We start from the raw sequence: 14498 nt of genomic DNA on the forward strand, positions 1-14498 counted from the left end.
GTCCGTTCAAAATCTGCGTGCACCCGGAATAATGCGCGGCCCAGCCCCTTTTGCGAATGGACCAAGCGTGCCATTTCTTGTACTTTTCATACATGAAAGCCGCGCCCCGCATTGACAGCTACAATCTGTTCGGCGAGACCGCCGAACTGGCCGACGTGCTGCATGTGGAGACAATCCGGGCACGATCCGAGCTGCATGACTGGGAATTGCGGCCGCACCGGCACGCGCGGCTGCATCAAATCCTGGTTCTGTCAGGCGGAGGCGGCGCGGCAGAAATTGACGGTTTCACCCATCCTCTGGCGCCACCCTGCCTGGTCAATGTGCCGCGCAGCGTGGTGCATGGCTTCCGTTTCGACAGCGGCACCGGCGGCTGGGTGATCACCCTGGCCTCGGACCTGCTGGACCAGAACCTGACCGCGGGCGAAGGGGTCCGGGCGCTGCTGGACCAGCCTGCCGTGCTGCCGCTGCCTGCCGGGCTGCAGGATCTGGCCCAACAGCTCTTTTCCGAGTACAGCCGCCGCGAGTTTGGCAGGGCCCAATTGCTGCGCGGGCTGGCGCTGGCGGCCACGGCACTGGCCGCACGGGCCATTGCCGAGCCGCGCGGCGCGCAGCCCCGCAGCGGCGGCGGCCCGCTTTTTGCGCGCTTTGAGGCACTGGTCGAGCGCGACTTCCGCCTGCGCCGCCCGCTGGCGGATTACGCCTCCGAGCTGGCGGTTTCCGCCACCCACCTGAACCGGATTACACATCAGGCCACCGGCCAGCCGGCCTCTGGCCTGGTCACTGCCCGCATGCTGCGGGAGGCCCGCAGATTGCTGATCTACACCAATCTGACTGCCGCCCAGATCGCTTATGAACTCGGCTTCAACGATCCGGCCCATTTCAGCCGTGTCTTTGCCAAGGGCACCGGAATGCCGCCACGGAAATTCCGCCAGAAGCTTGCCGGAAGCCCCTGAGCCGCCGCAGACTGACTTCAGTCACGGCGCACTTAGGAGAGGTCAATGCTGCAGGAGATCCGCATTCTGGAGGTCGAAGGCCTGGGCCCCGGCCCCTTTGCCGCGATGACATTGGCCGACCTCGGGGCGGAGGTGATCTGCGTGCACCGGCCGTACACCGGGCGTACACCGGGAATGCCGGAAAACTCGCTTCTGGACCGCGGCAAGCGTTCGATCACGCTGGACCTGAAAGACCCCGCCGATGCGGAGACTTTCCTGAAACTTGCCGGAACCGCACAAGGCCTGATCGAGGGCTTCCGCCCCGGCGTGATGGAGCGGCTGGGCCTCGGGCCGGACCAATGCCATGCGGTGAACCCGGGCCTCGTCTATGGCCGGATGACAGGCTGGGGACAGGACAGCCCGCTGGCCCATACGGCCGGGCATGACCTCAATTACATCTCGCTGTCAGGTGCGTTGTGGTATGCGTCCAGCCCTGGCGACGCGCCGCTGACACCCGCAACGCTGGTCGGCGACATTGGCGGCGGCGCAATGTATCTGGTGGCGGGGATGCTGGCAGGCATTCTCAAAGCGCGAACTACTGGCAAAGGCTGTGTGGTCGATGCAGCGATCTATGACGGTTCCGCCCATATGATGAACCTGCTGATGAGCATCCGGCAGGCCGGGAACTTCGGCGTGGAACGCGGCGCAAACCTGCTCGACGGCCCGCACTGGAGCCGCACCTATGCCTGCTCGGACGGCGGCTTTGTCTCGGTGCAGTGCCTGGAACCGAAATTCTATGCGCTGTTTCTGGAAAAGCTGGGTCTGGCGGAGGACCCTGATTTTCAGCAGCAGTTCAACAAGGCGCTGTGGCCTGCACTGACCGGCCGCCTCGCCGGAATCTTCGCCAGCCAGCCGCGCGATCACTGGTCCGCACTGTTCGAGGGAAGCGATGCCTGCGTGGCGCCGGTGCTGAACCCCGAGGAGGCCCTGGCGCACCCGATGAACAGCCGCGGCACCTGGGTTGAAGATGCAGGCGTGCTGCAGGCTGCCCCCGCCCCGCGGTTTTCAAACCAAACGGAATGGACACCGCCGCATATCCCGCAGCGCGGCCAGCACACCAAAGAAATCCTGGCCGAGCTGGACCGGACGTAGGGTCAGTCTTCGGTCTTGGTCTTGTCCGCCGCCGCCTTCATCCGCTTCAGCAGCGCGGCCTTATCCTGCTGCTTGCCAAAGGGGTTCTTCTTGGTGCCTTTGGCATTGTGCTCCGCGTGGCGCGGCTTGTTCTGGCCCGGCTTGACGCCGCCCATTCTGCTGTAGTCCATCGTAAGCCCTCTGGCTGTGCCCAAAGACGCGGCTATTGCCGCATCTTTGAAGCTAACACAAGATCAGCCGTTCCGGACCGTATCGATCATCAGCTGCACATTGCCGGGGTCGGCGTCGGGTGTGATGCCATGGCCCAAGTTGAAGATATGCGCACCGTTCCGGAACGCCTCGACAATGCGGCGGGTGTCATCCACCAGTTCCTGGCCGCCGGTCACCATATGGCGCGAGGCAAGGTTGCCCTGCACGCAGCCGTCCACCTGGATATTGGCGGCGGCCCAGCTTGGATCGACGGAGTTGTCCAGCGCCACGCAGTCGACGCCGGTGGCTTTGGCAAAGCCCACATATTTCTCGCCTGCCTCGCGCGGAAAACCGATCACGGGAATATCCGGATGCCGCTCTTTCAAGGCCGCGGTGATCTGGCGGCAGGGCTCCAACGCATACTTTTGGAACGCTTCGCCCTTCAGCGAGCCCGCCCAGCTGTCAAAGATCTTCACCGCTTCGGCGCCCGCTTCGATCTGTTTGGACAGGTAATCGATGGTCGCTTCGGTGATCCGCGCCAGCAGCGCCTCGAACAGCGCTGTGTTTTCCTCGCGCAGGGCATGGGCCGGCCCCTGGTCCGGAGTGCCGCGGCCTGCGATCATATAGGTCGCGACGGTCCAGGGAGCGCCGGCGAAACCGATCAGCGCAGTTTCCTGGGGCAGCTCGCGCGACAGGATGCGCACGGTTTCATAGATCGGGTTCAGCGTTTCATGGATGTCGGAGGCCGGGCCCAGCTTGGCAAAATCGGCATCCGAGGTGATGGTCGACAGCCGCGGGCCTTCGCCGGTCACAAACCACAGGTCTGCCCCCAGCGCCTGCGGGATCAGCAGGATGTCGGCAAACAGAATTGCCGCATCGAACCCATAGCGGCGGATCGGCTGCAGCGTCACTTCGGCAGCCAGTTCGGAGTTATAGCACAGCGACAGGAAATCCCCGGCCTGGGCGCGGGTTGCGCGGTATTCCGGCAGATAGCGGCCCGCCTGGCGCATCATCCAGATCGGCGGCACATCCTGTTTCTCACCCGCCAATGCGCGCAGCAGCTTCTTTTGTCCGGCCATGATCATCCTCTTTGTCGCTCGGCTCCTGAGGTCAGGCCTGCGGGCCCGAATGTCAAGAGCAGGGGCGATGTGCCGCGCCCGGTGCCTCCGCGCTTTGCTCCAGATCAAAGCCCAGGAAACTGGCGCATGAGAAAGGCAAAAACCGGTTTCCACCGGGGCGCAAACTGATTTAAGGCTTCTTCCATGACACTGACCCTGCCCTCCCCCGCTTCGCCCCTGAAAATCGGCACCCGCGGATCGCCGCTGGCGCTGGCCCAGGCTTATGAGACCCGCGGCCGCCTGGCTGCCGCTTTCGATCTGCCGCAAGAGGCGTTCGAGATCGTGGTGATCAAGACCACCGGCGACAATCAGGCGCTGATCGCGGCGGACAAGCCGCTGAAGGAGCTGGGCGGCAAGGGGCTGTTCACCAAGGAGATCGAAGAGGACCTGCTGTCGGGAGCCATCGACATCGCGGTGCATTCGATGAAGGACATGCCGGTGCTGCAGCCGGAGGGGCTGGCGCTGGACACATACCTGCCGCGCGAGGATGTGCGCGATGCGTTTATCTCGCCGTCGCTGGCATCGCTGCATGATCTGGCCGAAGGCGCCGTGGTCGGCACCTCCTCGCTGCGCCGCCGGGCCCAGCTTCTGAACCGCCGCCCGGACCTGAATGTGGTTGAGTTCCGCGGCAATGTTCAGACCCGCCTGCGCAAGCTCTCCGAGGGCGTGGCGGAATGCACCTTCCTGGCGATGGCGGGCTTGAACCGGCTGGCAATGGATGATGTGCCGGCCACTGCGATCGAGACCAGCGACATGCTGCCCGCAGTGGCCCAGGGCGCGATCGGCATCGAGCGCCGCGCAGATGACAGCCGCGCAGGCGAAATGCTGGCTGCGATCCACGATCATGAGACGGGCCGGCGCCTGGCCGCGGAACGCGCCTTCTTGGCCGCGCTCGACGGCTCCTGCGAAACCCCGATTGCGGGTCTTGCCGAACTGGACGGCGCCACCCTGCGCCTGCGCGGCGAGGTGCTGCGCCCGGATGGTTCGGAAGCGATCAGCGATGATCAAAGCTGCCCGGTGGAAGACGGCGCAGAGCTCGGCCGGGAGATGGCAGCAAAACTTCTGAACAAAGCGGGCAAGGGCTTCTTCGACTGGAAAACGTGAAGCGAGGCTCTGCCCCGCGCTCCGGGACATTGCCTGCCAGACACAGAAACCTGCTTCTTTCTGGTCTAAAATACCCTGGGGGTGAGCGCCCAGGGCGCGAGGGGGCAAAGCCCCCTGCCCGGTCTGCGCCCGGAACGCGTCAGATCTGCCCGGACCACCTCAGCCAGCTGTCCGGGCTGCCGCGGAAGGTGTTGAGGTCCACATCGCCTTCCACGCCCGGCACCTGGCCAGTGCCAGTATATTGCCACAGGCTCCAGCTTTTGCCCGGGTAAACTTCGCGCGGATGGCCTGCCACTGAGCGCAGCCAGAACTCGGTGCCGCTGAGCCGGCCGATGCCGGTGTCGCGGTAGAAATCCACAGTCGTATAAATCACCGGGCGTTTGCCGTAGTGGCGCTCCAGGATGTTCAGGAACTTGCGTGCTTCGGCTCTGACCGTGGCGCCATCGGGGCGCAGCTTGCAGGTACGCGAGCGGTGGTTCCATTCCATGTCCAGCACCGGCGGCAGCGCATTTGCATCGCGCGGCACATGTTTGATGAACCATCGCGCCTGTTCCGCTGCCGGGCGGCAGAAATAGTAATAGTGATAGGCGCCCCGCGGCAGGCCTGCGCTGCGGGCGCCTTGCCAGTTCTCGCGGAAACGCGGGTCGGTATGGTCGCCGCCCTCGGTTGCCTTGATATAGGCAAAAGCCACGCCGGCGCGGCGCACCTGGCGCCAGTCCACCTCGCCTTGGTAACGCGAAACATCAATGCCGTGCACCGGGTAAGACCAGGGTTTGCGGCCCTCCCAGTCAAACGGGTCGCTGTCGCCGAAGCGGGGATAGGTCCGCAGCGAAGCGGTTCTTGCATTGGCAGGCTCCAGCCGGGTGACTTCGGGGGCGCTCACGGCTCTGTCCGGCGGCCGTCCGCATCCCGCAGCCAGTGCCAATGCCAATGCCAATGCCAATACCCCCAGAACCAGTCCGCGCATGTGAAATGCCCCCTGCCTTGCTTTGTGTGATGGCTGCTCTTTTCTTTGCCTGTTCCCCTTCACTGTAGCGCAGCCGGACGCAATGTCGCGGGCGGCGCCGGCAAATCAGCATAAATCCGCCGCAAGAAAAAACGCGCCGCTTGGGGGCGGCGCGTTTCCCGATCATTCAAACGGCAAGGGATCAGACCCATTTGGCCAGCGGCGGCAGGCTCATCAGCACCGCGTTGGCGTCATGGCCTGTCTCCAGCCCGAACTTGGTGCCGCGGTCATAGACCAGATTGTATTCGGCATAGAGGCCGCGGTGAATGAGCTGCGCGTCCTTGTCCGCTTCGTCAAACGCCTGCACCCGGCGTTTCTCGACCAGCGGCACATAGGCCGGCAGAAAGGCGCGGCCGATATCCTGGGTCAGGGCAAAATCCGCCGCCCAATCGCCTGAGTTCTGGTCGTCCATGAAGATGCCCCCCACCCCGCGGGCACGCTTGCGGTGGGGGATGTAAAAATACTCATCTGCCCATTCCTTCAGCCGCGGATACTGGTCTTCCCCATGCGGGTCCAGATGCTGCTTCTGGGTGGCGTGGAAATGCGCCGTGTCCTCATCGTATTCGATGCAGGGGTTCAGGTCCGAACCGCCGCCGAACCACCAGGCATGCGGTGTCCAGAACATGCGCGTGTTCATGTGGACCGCAGGCACATGCGGGTTGCGCATATGGGCGACCAGCGAAATGCCCGAGGCCCAGAACCGCGGATCGTCCTTCATCCCCGGAATGCCTTTGCGCGCGGCCATCGCATTCTGGGCCCGCTCGCCCAGGGTGCCGTAGACCTCGGAGATATTGACGCCGACCTTCTCGAACACCCGGCCGCCGCGCATCACGCTCATCAGCCCGCCGCCCGCATCCGAGCCATCGTCCGAGGTCCGCTTGGTTTTCGTCACCTCAAACCGGCCCGGCTCCATGTCCGAGAAAGGGCCTTCGCTGTGGCTGTCCTCCAGCCCCTCAAAGGCGGCAACGATCTGGTCGCGCAATTCCCGGAACCAGGCGGCAGCCTGAGCCTTTTCGGCTTTCATCTCAGCAGTCATATGAAGTCTTTCCAATTACTTAGGCCGGCCAATCAGTGGACCGGTGCAGAGACCGGATCCAGCAGCGTGCGGCCGCCGTCCAGAGTCACCACCTGGCCGGTCATGAAGCCAGAGGCATCCGAGGCCAGGTACTGCGCCGTCTCAGTGAGTTCGGTCGGCGAGGCCAGCCGGCCCAACGGCGTATGCTCCTCGATGTTCTGGCGATAGCTGCGGTTGTCCTTAAGGGTGGCCTGCATCGACGCGCTCATCACCGAACCAAAGGCAATCGAATTGACCCGGATCCGGTGCGGCGCCAGCGCCACCGAAAGGGAACGGGTCGCCTGATCCAGCGCGGCAGAGGCAATGGAATAGGCCATCAGCTCCGGGTGGGTGCGGCGCGCGGCGATGGACGACAGATTGATGATGCTGCCCAGCGGGCCATCACTGTCCTCGTCTTCCTCGCCTTGCTTGATCATCCGCTTGGCCACTTGCTGCGACAGGCGCACAGTGGGCAGCAGGCTCTGGGTCAGCAGCTGGTCCAGCGTGTCATCGCCTGGATCCAGCGGATCGGTGGCTACCATCTGGCGGGCGCCGTTGACCAGGATATCCACGCCGTCAAAGGCATCGATGGTTGCGGAGAGGAGGTTCGCAATCGTCAGCCGCTCGCGCAGGTCGCCCGCAAAATAGCGGATGTTGCTTTCCTCGGCCTGTTCGCCCAGCTCGGCCACCAGCTGCGCCTCGCTGGCATCGGCGAACATCACATTGGCGCCGGCATCGGCAAACTGCTTGCCAATGGCCAGGCCGATGCCGCTGGCAGAGCCGGTCACAATGGCAGTCTTGCCGGAGATGGAAAAGGACATGTGCAGACACTCCCTGAGGGCGTTTTTCTGGCACGTTAGACCGCGCCTGCCGGTTTGAAAACCGGCATTCCACGGTATGCGCCGTTACTTGCGCGCCCTTTTGGGCCTGGCCGCATGCAGGATCTTGAAGCGGTTGTCGCCACCCTCCTCGCGCACCTGGGCAAAGCGCTCCGCCAGCAAGGTCTCGTACGGCAGATGCCGGTTGGCCACCATCCACAGGCTGCCATTCGCGGCCAGCATGGACGCCGCCGCACCGATGAAGGCCTGGCCCAGCGACGGCTCTGCCGCGCGGCCCGTGTGGAACGGCGGGTTCATCACCACGGTGTTCACCATCCCCGGCGCCTTCCAGCTGCGGGCATCGGCCCAGTGGAAATGCGCCCGGGCATCCGCAACGTTCTGCCGCGCGCACGCCAGCGCGTGGTAGTCCGCCTCGGCCAGATGCAGCTCCTCAACGCCCTCGCGCTGCAGCACCTGCGCTGACAGATAACCCCAGCCCGCGCCCAGATCTGCAACACAGCGGCCCAGTTTCGCCGGCAGCATCTCTGCCAGCATTCTGGAGGCCGGGTCGATCCCGTCTGCCGAGAACACACCCGGAGCGGTCACGAAACCCTCAACCGGCTGATTTTCACCCGGCAGCCAGTCCGCCAGATCAGTGCCGCCGTCGATCCAGAACACCTTGCCATGCGCCTTGGAGACCGGCGCCGAGGGTTTGCAGCGCTGGCGCAGCGCCTTCAGAACCGAATCAACGCCCTCGGTCTTGGCGCCGTCGATCAGCACCTGCCCTTGCGTGCTGGCGGCGGCCTGTGCCACCAGCATCCGCGCCAGCGCCTTGGCCCGCGGCAGGAACACCACGGCAGCGGCAAACTCCCCGTCCGCCTCCGGCGCAGGCACACAGGCATAGCCCATGGCGGCAAAATGATCGTGATCCGGGCGGAACGGCTGGATCACCAGAACCTGATCCTTGGGCAGCGCTGACAGGTCATGGTCTGCGCGCGGGTGGAACACGGCGATACGGCCCTCAGCCGGAACGGCAAAGCCGCCCGATTGGGCGGCCAGTGACAAGCGGACGGACATCTAAGAGCCTCTTTATTCTTCTTTTTCCATGGTGCATTGCAGCGGATGCTGGTGGCGGCGGGCGAAATCCATCACCTGGCCCACTTTGGTCTCCGCGATCTCATGGCTGAACACGCCAACCACGGCAACGCCCTTTTTGTGCACCGTCAGCATGATCTCAAACGCCTGCGCATGGGTCATGCCAAAGAACCGCTCCAGCACCATCACGACAAACTCCATCGGCGTGTAGTCGTCGTTCAAGAGCAGCACCTTGTAGCGCGGCGGGCGCTTGGTTTTCGGCTTCGTCTTGGTCAGGACGCCGGCGTCGGTATCGTCGTCGGAATGATCCGTCATCATTACGGGCTGCAGCAGCATGGGCGGTTTGATCCAAAGATACGTGGAATTAACTGTGACGCTTATATAGCCTCTATAGTGTTTAGGAAAAGAGACTGAGACGCGCAGATTGACAGGAAATTTGACGACAATCGGCTTTGATGCCGACGACACCCTTTGGCACAACGAGCGTTTCTTCCGCGTCACGCAGGAGAGATTCGCCGAATTGCTGATGGATCACACCCCCGCGGACATCGGCCCCGAGCAGCTGGAACGCCAGCTTCTGGACGCCGAAAAACGCAACCTCGGGCGCTATGGCTACGGGGTGAAGGGCTTTACCCTGTCGATGATCGAAACCGCGATCGAGGTGACCGGCGAACGGGTGCCGGCTTCAGTGGTCAAGGAGCTGATTACTGCCGGCCAGATGATGCTCTCCTACCCGATCGAGCTCCTGCCCCACGCCCGCGAAGCGGTGGAGGCGGTGGCCGGGCGCTACAAGGTGGTGCTGATCACCAAGGGCGACCTGCTGGACCAGGAACGCAAGCTGGCGCAATCGGGCCTTGGCGATCTTTTTGACGGGGTCGAGGTGGTCTCGGAGAAAACGCCGGACGTGTACATCGATATCTTCAACCGCCACGGCGACGGCCCGGAAAAGGCGATGATGGTGGGCAACTCCATGCGTTCCGACGTTGTGCCGGTGATCGAGGCCGGCGGCTGGGGCACTTATGTGCCGCACGGGCTGGTCTGGGAAGTAGAGCACGCCGAAGCGCCGGACCACAGCCCGCGGTACACAGAAATCGCAGACCTGAGCGGTCTGGCGGCACTGGTGAAGAGCCTGGGCTAACCGGTGCTGGACGGCCCGGTCCCGGGCCGCTATCCCTTTGCCAAACCAATCGGGAGCCCCGGGACATGCCGCACGCCGAATTGAAGTACTCCAGCGACCTGGACATTGATGCGGGGGCGATCCTCGCCGGAATCGAAGCCATCATTCTGGAGCACGACAGCGGCGCCGGCGCCTGCAAAGGGCGGGCCTATCCCACGGCTCAGTTCCACCACACCCATATCGCCATCAATGTGGCGCTGCTGACCAAGCCGCACCGGGACGCGGCCTTTTCCCAGGCACTGCTGAGCGACCTGGAGACCCGCATCAAGGCGCTTCTGAAACAGCCTTGCGAATTCTCCCTCGGTCTCAGCTACTCGACGCCGTTTTATGTGACCAATTCCCACACGCCTTAACCTTTTCAGGCCGCCTGACAGCCCCTTTAGACCCGTAAAAGGCTTATTCCGCACGCCTGCAGTGCAACTTTTTTTGATAACCATTTGTTAGGACTTGCCGCATCTAGCGGCCAAGCTAGATCCACCTACAAGATGCCGGCCTGATAAAGGCAGCAGGCCAATCCGGCCGTTTTCACCGCTGTTTATTCCGCGGAAACCCTGTGTTAGGCTTTCGTCAACAGGCAAAAACGTCAGCCGGAAAACCGGCGGCATGAGGCAAACATGGCAGTGATCACGCAGGTCGGACCGGCGCAAGACCGGCATATCTGTACCCGTCTTCCAAGGGTCCTTTTCTCATGGGCCGCGGCGGGTTTCTTCCTTGCGATTCTGATGCTGGGGCTGGCGCCGCAGCATGCGGCAGCTGCGCCTTATGCGGCGATGGTGATCGACTCCCGCACCGGCGAGGTGCTGCACTCCCGCAATGCCGACACACGGCTACACCCGGCCTCGCTGACCAAGATGATGACGCTTTACATCGCCTTTGAAGCGGTCCGGAACGGCGAGATCACCCTGGACACCAAGGTCCGGATCTCCCGCAACGCCGCGGCTGAGCCGCCCTCGAAACTGGGTCTGAAATCCGGCCAGCGGATTGCCTTCCGCTATTTGATCCGTGCCGCAGCCGTAAAGTCCGCCAATGACGCCGCCACCGCCATCGGCGAAACGCTGTCGGGTTCAGAGGCCGCCTTTGCCCGCCGCATGAACCGCACCGCCAAGGCGCTGGGGATGAGCCGCACCACCTTCAAGAACGCCCATGGCCTGACAGCCAGCGGACATCTGTCGACGGCGCGCGACATGACCACCCTGGGGCGGCATCTGCTTTATGATTATCCCGAGTATTACAACCTGTTCTCGCGCCGTTCGACCCATGCAGGCATCCGCGAAGTGCCCAATACCAACCGCCGCCTGCTGGCCAATTACCGCGGCGCCGACGGCATCAAAACCGGCTACACCCGCGCGGCGGGCTTCAACCTGGTGGCCTCGGCCAAACGCGGCAACGAACGGATCATCGCCACGGTGTTCGGCGGCAAATCCACCACCTCGCGCAACGCCAAGGTGGCGGAACTGCTGGACCTCGGCTTCCGCCGGGCGCCGACCCGCGCCAAGCTGCGCCGCCCGCAGCGCCCCGCCTACCAGGGGGCAGGCGTGGTGATTGCCGACGCCGGAGAGGACAGCAGCCAGGAAGCCGCCGGCAAGACCATCCGGGTAAGCGGCCAGGTCAATACCAGCCTGCGCCCGAAGGCACGGCCAGGCAGCAGCACAGAGCCGGTTCTGGTTGCGGCACTTGAGGAAGCCTTGCAGACGCCTCCGGCGGACCCTGCGAAAGCGGCCGCGGAGCCTGAACTGCCGGCAGAGCAGATCGAAAACGTCCAGGCCGTCAGCGCCGAAGGCGCCCTGCAGGGCGATGCGCTGCGCAACAGCATTGCCGTTGCCTTGGCCGAAGCCGAAGCGGAGCCGGAGCCCGCCCCGGCAGCGGTTCAGGCTTCCGTTCTTCCCGCGGTTCAAAAGGCCTCCGCCAATACCCTGCGCCCGGTTGCGCGCCCCGCCAGCCTGGCTCTGGCGGCCGCGGCTTCCGAACCGGAGCCGGTGGTTGTGACCCGCCTGTCCACTTCGGGCGGCCGCTACTGGGGTATCAACGTCGGCCTCTACACCAGCCGCTACCAGGCCGAGAAGGTGCTGCTGCGCACCGCTCTTTCCGAACTGGAAACGCTGGATGGCTCCTTGCGCAAAGTGGCCAAGACCCGGCGCGGGTTCGAGGCGAATTTCCTTGGCATGTCCCAGGAGCGCGCCGAACGCGCCTGCCGCCGCCTGAATGCGCGCAACGTGGCCTGCAAGCCGATCGGGCCGTCCTGACCGAACAACCGCTGGACACCTGGATTGGCGCCTCAGCCGGGCGCCATTCTTTCTTGCCGCCTCCCACAGAACCAAGCGGCCTCTCCCGCCCGCCGCCGGCCTTTTCTGCGAAAAGACCGCCGCCCGTTGGGCGTGGCACCGCGCCTTGCGCGGTGCCACGCCCAACGCCGCCAAGGGGCTCTGGCGCCCGCGAGGGCTCCTGCGGGGGCGGGAGAGACTGTTTGCTGTCAGCGGCCGGAGGACGAATCAGGGCTTGGGCTTGTCGTCCCATTCATCGCTGAGGATCCGGCGGGCGTCGCCTTCAGGGTCGTCATACTGGTTGCTGCGCACCGTGTAGACAAAAGCAGCCAGCCCCACCGAGCCAAGGATCAGCGAAATCGGGATCAGATAGGTGAGAACACTCATGGGCTCAAGTCCGGCAGATCAGGTTCAGCGCAGGCGCAGCGCGTTGAGGGAAACGGTTATGGAAGAGGTAGACATCGCCAGCGCTGCAATCAAGGGCGTGGCCAGTCCGGCAATCGCCAGCGGCACCGCAATCACGTTGTAAAGCGTGGCAATGCGGAAATTCTCGCGGATGCGGCGGGTGGCCTTCTGCGCGACCCCGCAGGCCTCGGCAATGGGCCCAAGGTCCTGACCCAGAAGCACGATATCCGAGGCCACCCGCGCCGCATCCAGCGCCGAGGCGGGCGAGACCGAGACATGCGCCGCTGCCAGCGCCGCGGTGTCATTCAGACCGTCGCCCACCATCAGCACCTTCTTGCCCTGTTCCCCCAGCATTTGCACCCGGGCGGATTTATCCGCGGGCAGCGCTTCCGCCACCCATTTGGCGATGCCCAGCCGCCCGGCCAGGCCCTCGACCGCTCCGGTGGTGTCACCAGAGATCAGCAGCACATCCTTGCCTGCCTCCTTCAGTGCCTTGACGGCCTCGGCGGCACCAGGGCGCAGCGCATCAGTGAAAAGGAACGCTTTCGCCTCCCCTGCCCCGCTGTCCAGCCAGGCTGCTGTCTGGCTGCCTTGCTTGGCACCGACCCAGGCCGCACGGCCCAGCCGCACACAGCTGCCGCGGAAGATGCCCTCAGCGCCATAGCCCGGCACCTCGGTGATATCCTGAACACTGGCAGGCTTAACTCCGGCCTCCCGTGCGGCCCGGGTCAGAGCCAAGGACAGCGGGTGCGAGGACCCCTCGGCCAGCGCCAGGGCAATCTCCAATTCCGCGCGGGCATGATCGCCGAGGTTGGTGACCTCCGGCGTGCCTGCCGTCAGCGTGCCCGTCTTGTCAAAGACAACCGTGTCCACCTCCGCCAGCCGCTCCAGCGCGGTCGCGTGTTTGATCAGCATGCCCTTCTTGAACAGCCGCCCCGAGGCGGCGGTGGTCACTGCGGGCACCGCAAGACCCAAGGCGCAGGGGCAGGTGATGATCAGCACCGCAGCCGCGATGTTCAGCGCCATGCGGATGTCGAAAGTGTAGAGATACCAGCCTGCAAAGGCCAAAGCCGACAGGATATGCACGCCGGGCGCATAAAGCTTGGCCGCACTGTCGGCCAGCGACGTGTAGCGGGAGCGGCCCGATTCAGCGATGGCCACCAGATCGGCCATCCGGTGCAGCGAGGTGTCCTCGCCCACCGCCGTGGCGCGGATGGTCAGCGGGCCGGTCAGGTTCACTTCGCCGGCGGAGACTGCCAGTCCGGGTTCTGCGAACACAGGCAGGGTTTCTCCGGTCAGCAGCGAACGGTCCAGTTCCGACTGGCCCTCGACGATCTCGCCATCCACCGGCATCCGCCCGCCGGGACGCACCAGGATCAGATCGCCGATAGCCAGATCTGCCACCGGCACCTCGTATTCATCGCCATCCAGCAGCCGGATCGCCCGTGGCACCTCCAGCGCCGCCAGTTCCTCAGCCGCGGAGCGTGCCACGGCGCGGGTGCGGTAGTCGAGGTAGCGGCCTGCCAGCAGGAAGAAGGTGAGCGTCAGCGCCGCATCGAAATAGGCATGCTCGCCAGACAGAGAGGTTTCCCACAGGGACGTCACCAGCGCCAGCACCAGCGCCAGCACAATCGGCACATCCATGTTTAGCCGTCCGATCCGCAAGGCCGTCCAGGCACTTGCAAAAAACGGCTGCGCAGCAAAAATGATCGCCGGGAAGGTGATCGCGGCCGAAATCCAATGGAACATATCCCGGGTCGCGTCCGAGGCGCCGGACCAAACCGACACCGACAACAGCATCACGTTCATCGAGGCAAAGCCGGCTACCGCCAGCCGCATCAGCAGGTCACGCCCAGCCTTGTCGTTCTGGGTCGCGGCCAGCGCTGCCAGATCCAGCTCATGCGCCTCGTAGCCTGCCTTCTCCAGCACCGGGATCAGATCTGCGGCGCGCACTTCGGGATCTGCTTCGATCAATGCGCGTTTCAGCGTCAGATTCACCCGCGCCGAATGGATGCCGGGATGCGCGTTCAGCTCGCGCTCCACCGACGAGATGCAGGCCTGGCAGTGGATGCCCGGCAAGGACAGCGCCAGCCGGGCCTCGGTTGGCGCTTGCTCGACGCCGCCTTCGGGGGCGGCGACGCAGGCCGGGCAGGCAGCCAGAGACGGGCGGAGCTGGGCAGTCATCGG

At 64.5% G+C, this 14498-nt stretch carries 15 protein-coding genes; 6 read left to right on the forward strand and 9 right to left on the reverse strand.

Annotated features, from left to right (window positions below; genetic code table 11):
• Nucleotides 1-92 precede the first annotated feature (92 nt).
• Nucleotides 93-953, forward strand: coding sequence for a helix-turn-helix domain-containing protein (locus tag RA20_RS22035; RefSeq protein WP_039134071.1), 861 nt, complete (start codon nucleotides 93-95; stop codon nucleotides 951-953).
• A 45-nt stretch (nucleotides 954-998) separates the two neighbouring features.
• A complete protein-coding gene (locus RA20_RS22040; protein WP_039133980.1) occupies nucleotides 999-2084 on the forward strand; it encodes a CaiB/BaiF CoA transferase family protein in 1086 nt (361 codons plus the stop codon).
• A gap of 2 nt (nucleotides 2085-2086) precedes the next feature.
• Here RA20_RS22040 and RA20_RS25910 read toward each other — a convergent pair whose 3' ends face one another.
• Nucleotides 2087-2254, reverse strand: a complete 168-nt coding sequence (locus RA20_RS25910) for a hypothetical protein (protein ID WP_039133984.1) — start codon at nucleotides 2252-2254, stop codon at nucleotides 2087-2089.
• A 63-nt stretch (nucleotides 2255-2317) separates the two neighbouring features.
• The gene (gene hemE / locus RA20_RS22050) at nucleotides 2318-3352 is read right to left on the reverse strand and encodes a uroporphyrinogen decarboxylase (protein WP_039134074.1); all 1035 of its coding nucleotides are present in this window, start codon (nucleotides 3350-3352) and stop codon (nucleotides 2318-2320) included.
• Nucleotides 3353-3535: 183 nt separating this feature from the next.
• Between hemE and hemC the strand changes: the two genes are divergently transcribed.
• Nucleotides 3536-4495 carry a hydroxymethylbilane synthase gene (gene hemC, locus RA20_RS22055; RefSeq protein WP_039133986.1) on the forward strand — a complete coding sequence of 320 codons (960 nt, stop codon included), beginning with the start codon at nucleotides 3536-3538 and terminating at the stop codon, nucleotides 4493-4495.
• Between the two features lie 139 nt (nucleotides 4496-4634).
• Here hemC and RA20_RS22060 read toward each other — a convergent pair whose 3' ends face one another.
• From RA20_RS22060 to clpS, 5 genes are all read right to left on the reverse strand, one after another.
• A complete protein-coding gene (locus RA20_RS22060) occupies nucleotides 4635-5462 on the reverse strand; it encodes a glycoside hydrolase family 25 protein (RefSeq protein WP_039133990.1) in 828 nt (275 codons plus the stop codon).
• Nucleotides 5463-5643: 181 nt separating this feature from the next.
• Nucleotides 5644-6537, reverse strand: a complete 894-nt coding sequence (gene hemF, locus RA20_RS22065) for an oxygen-dependent coproporphyrinogen oxidase (RefSeq protein WP_039133993.1) — start codon at nucleotides 6535-6537, stop codon at nucleotides 5644-5646.
• A gap of 32 nt (nucleotides 6538-6569) precedes the next feature.
• On the reverse strand, nucleotides 6570-7376 hold the full coding sequence (locus tag RA20_RS22070) for an SDR family NAD(P)-dependent oxidoreductase (protein ID WP_039133996.1): 807 nt from the start codon (nucleotides 7374-7376) through the stop codon (nucleotides 6570-6572).
• 84 nt (nucleotides 7377-7460) lie between these two features.
• Nucleotides 7461-8450: a class I SAM-dependent methyltransferase gene (locus tag RA20_RS22075; RefSeq protein ID WP_039133999.1), complete on the reverse strand. Its 990-nt coding sequence runs from the start codon at nucleotides 8448-8450 to the stop codon at nucleotides 7461-7463.
• 12 nt (nucleotides 8451-8462) lie between these two features.
• The gene (gene clpS / locus RA20_RS22080) at nucleotides 8463-8804 is read right to left on the reverse strand and encodes an ATP-dependent Clp protease adapter ClpS (RefSeq protein ID WP_039134002.1); all 342 of its coding nucleotides are present in this window, start codon (nucleotides 8802-8804) and stop codon (nucleotides 8463-8465) included.
• A gap of 88 nt (nucleotides 8805-8892) precedes the next feature.
• Here clpS and RA20_RS22085 point away from each other — a divergent pair, with 88 nt between their 5' ends.
• The 3 genes from RA20_RS22085 to RA20_RS22095 all read left to right on the forward strand — a co-directional run bounded on the left by RA20_RS22085 (nucleotide 8893) and on the right by RA20_RS22095 (nucleotide 11888).
• Entirely contained in the window at nucleotides 8893-9606 is a 714-nt protein-coding gene (locus tag RA20_RS22085; protein ID WP_039134004.1) for an HAD family hydrolase, read from the forward strand.
• Nucleotides 9607-9671: 65 nt separating this feature from the next.
• Nucleotides 9672-9998 carry a hypothetical protein gene (locus RA20_RS22090; protein ID WP_039134009.1) on the forward strand — a complete coding sequence of 109 codons (327 nt, stop codon included), beginning with the start codon at nucleotides 9672-9674 and terminating at the stop codon, nucleotides 9996-9998.
• A 261-nt stretch (nucleotides 9999-10259) separates the two neighbouring features.
• Entirely contained in the window at nucleotides 10260-11888 is a 1629-nt protein-coding gene (locus RA20_RS22095) for a D-alanyl-D-alanine carboxypeptidase family protein (protein ID WP_039134012.1), read from the forward strand.
• A 246-nt stretch (nucleotides 11889-12134) separates the two neighbouring features.
• Here RA20_RS22095 and ccoS read toward each other — a convergent pair whose 3' ends face one another.
• Complete coding sequence (gene ccoS, locus RA20_RS22100) at nucleotides 12135-12293, reverse strand: cbb3-type cytochrome oxidase assembly protein CcoS (RefSeq protein ID WP_039134015.1); 159 nt, start codon at nucleotides 12291-12293, stop codon at nucleotides 12135-12137.
• 24 nt (nucleotides 12294-12317) lie between these two features.
• Nucleotides 12318-14495: a heavy metal translocating P-type ATPase gene (locus tag RA20_RS22105; RefSeq protein ID WP_039134018.1), complete on the reverse strand. Its 2178-nt coding sequence runs from the start codon at nucleotides 14493-14495 to the stop codon at nucleotides 12318-12320.
• Between the last annotated feature and the right edge of the window lie 3 nt (nucleotides 14496-14498).

This window comes from Leisingera sp. ANG-Vp, assembly GCF_000813725.1.
Taxonomy (GTDB): Bacteria; Pseudomonadota; Alphaproteobacteria; order Rhodobacterales; family Rhodobacteraceae; genus Leisingera.

Coding starts and splice junctions, on each gene's coding strand:
- RA20_RS25910 (WP_039133984.1), bottom strand. CDS start 2,254: ATGGACTACAGCAGAATGGGCGGCGTCAAGCCGGGCCAGAACAAGCCG.
- hemC (WP_039133986.1), top strand. CDS start 3,536: ATGACACTGACCCTGCCCTCCCCCGCTTCGCCCCTGAAAATCGGCACC.
- clpS (WP_039134002.1), bottom strand. CDS start 8,804: ATGCTGCTGCAGCCCGTAATGATGACGGATCATTCCGACGACGATACC.
- RA20_RS22095 (WP_039134012.1), top strand. CDS start 10,260: ATGGCAGTGATCACGCAGGTCGGACCGGCGCAAGACCGGCATATCTGT.
- RA20_RS22035 (WP_039134071.1), top strand. CDS start 93: ATGAAAGCCGCGCCCCGCATTGACAGCTACAATCTGTTCGGCGAGACC.
- RA20_RS22040 (WP_039133980.1), top strand. CDS start 999: ATGCTGCAGGAGATCCGCATTCTGGAGGTCGAAGGCCTGGGCCCCGGC.
- RA20_RS22060 (WP_039133990.1), bottom strand. CDS start 5,462: ATGCGCGGACTGGTTCTGGGGGTATTGGCATTGGCATTGGCATTGGCA.
- RA20_RS22090 (WP_039134009.1), top strand. CDS start 9,672: ATGCCGCACGCCGAATTGAAGTACTCCAGCGACCTGGACATTGATGCG.
- ccoS (WP_039134015.1), bottom strand. CDS start 12,293: ATGAGTGTTCTCACCTATCTGATCCCGATTTCGCTGATCCTTGGCTCG.
- RA20_RS22070 (WP_039133996.1), bottom strand. CDS start 7,376: ATGTCCTTTTCCATCTCCGGCAAGACTGCCATTGTGACCGGCTCTGCC.
- RA20_RS22105 (WP_039134018.1), bottom strand. CDS start 14,495: ATGACTGCCCAGCTCCGCCCGTCTCTGGCTGCCTGCCCGGCCTGCGTC.
- hemF (WP_039133993.1), bottom strand. CDS start 6,537: ATGACTGCTGAGATGAAAGCCGAAAAGGCTCAGGCTGCCGCCTGGTTC.
- hemE (WP_039134074.1), bottom strand. CDS start 3,352: ATGGCCGGACAAAAGAAGCTGCTGCGCGCATTGGCGGGTGAGAAACAG.
- RA20_RS22075 (WP_039133999.1), bottom strand. CDS start 8,450: ATGTCCGTCCGCTTGTCACTGGCCGCCCAATCGGGCGGCTTTGCCGTT.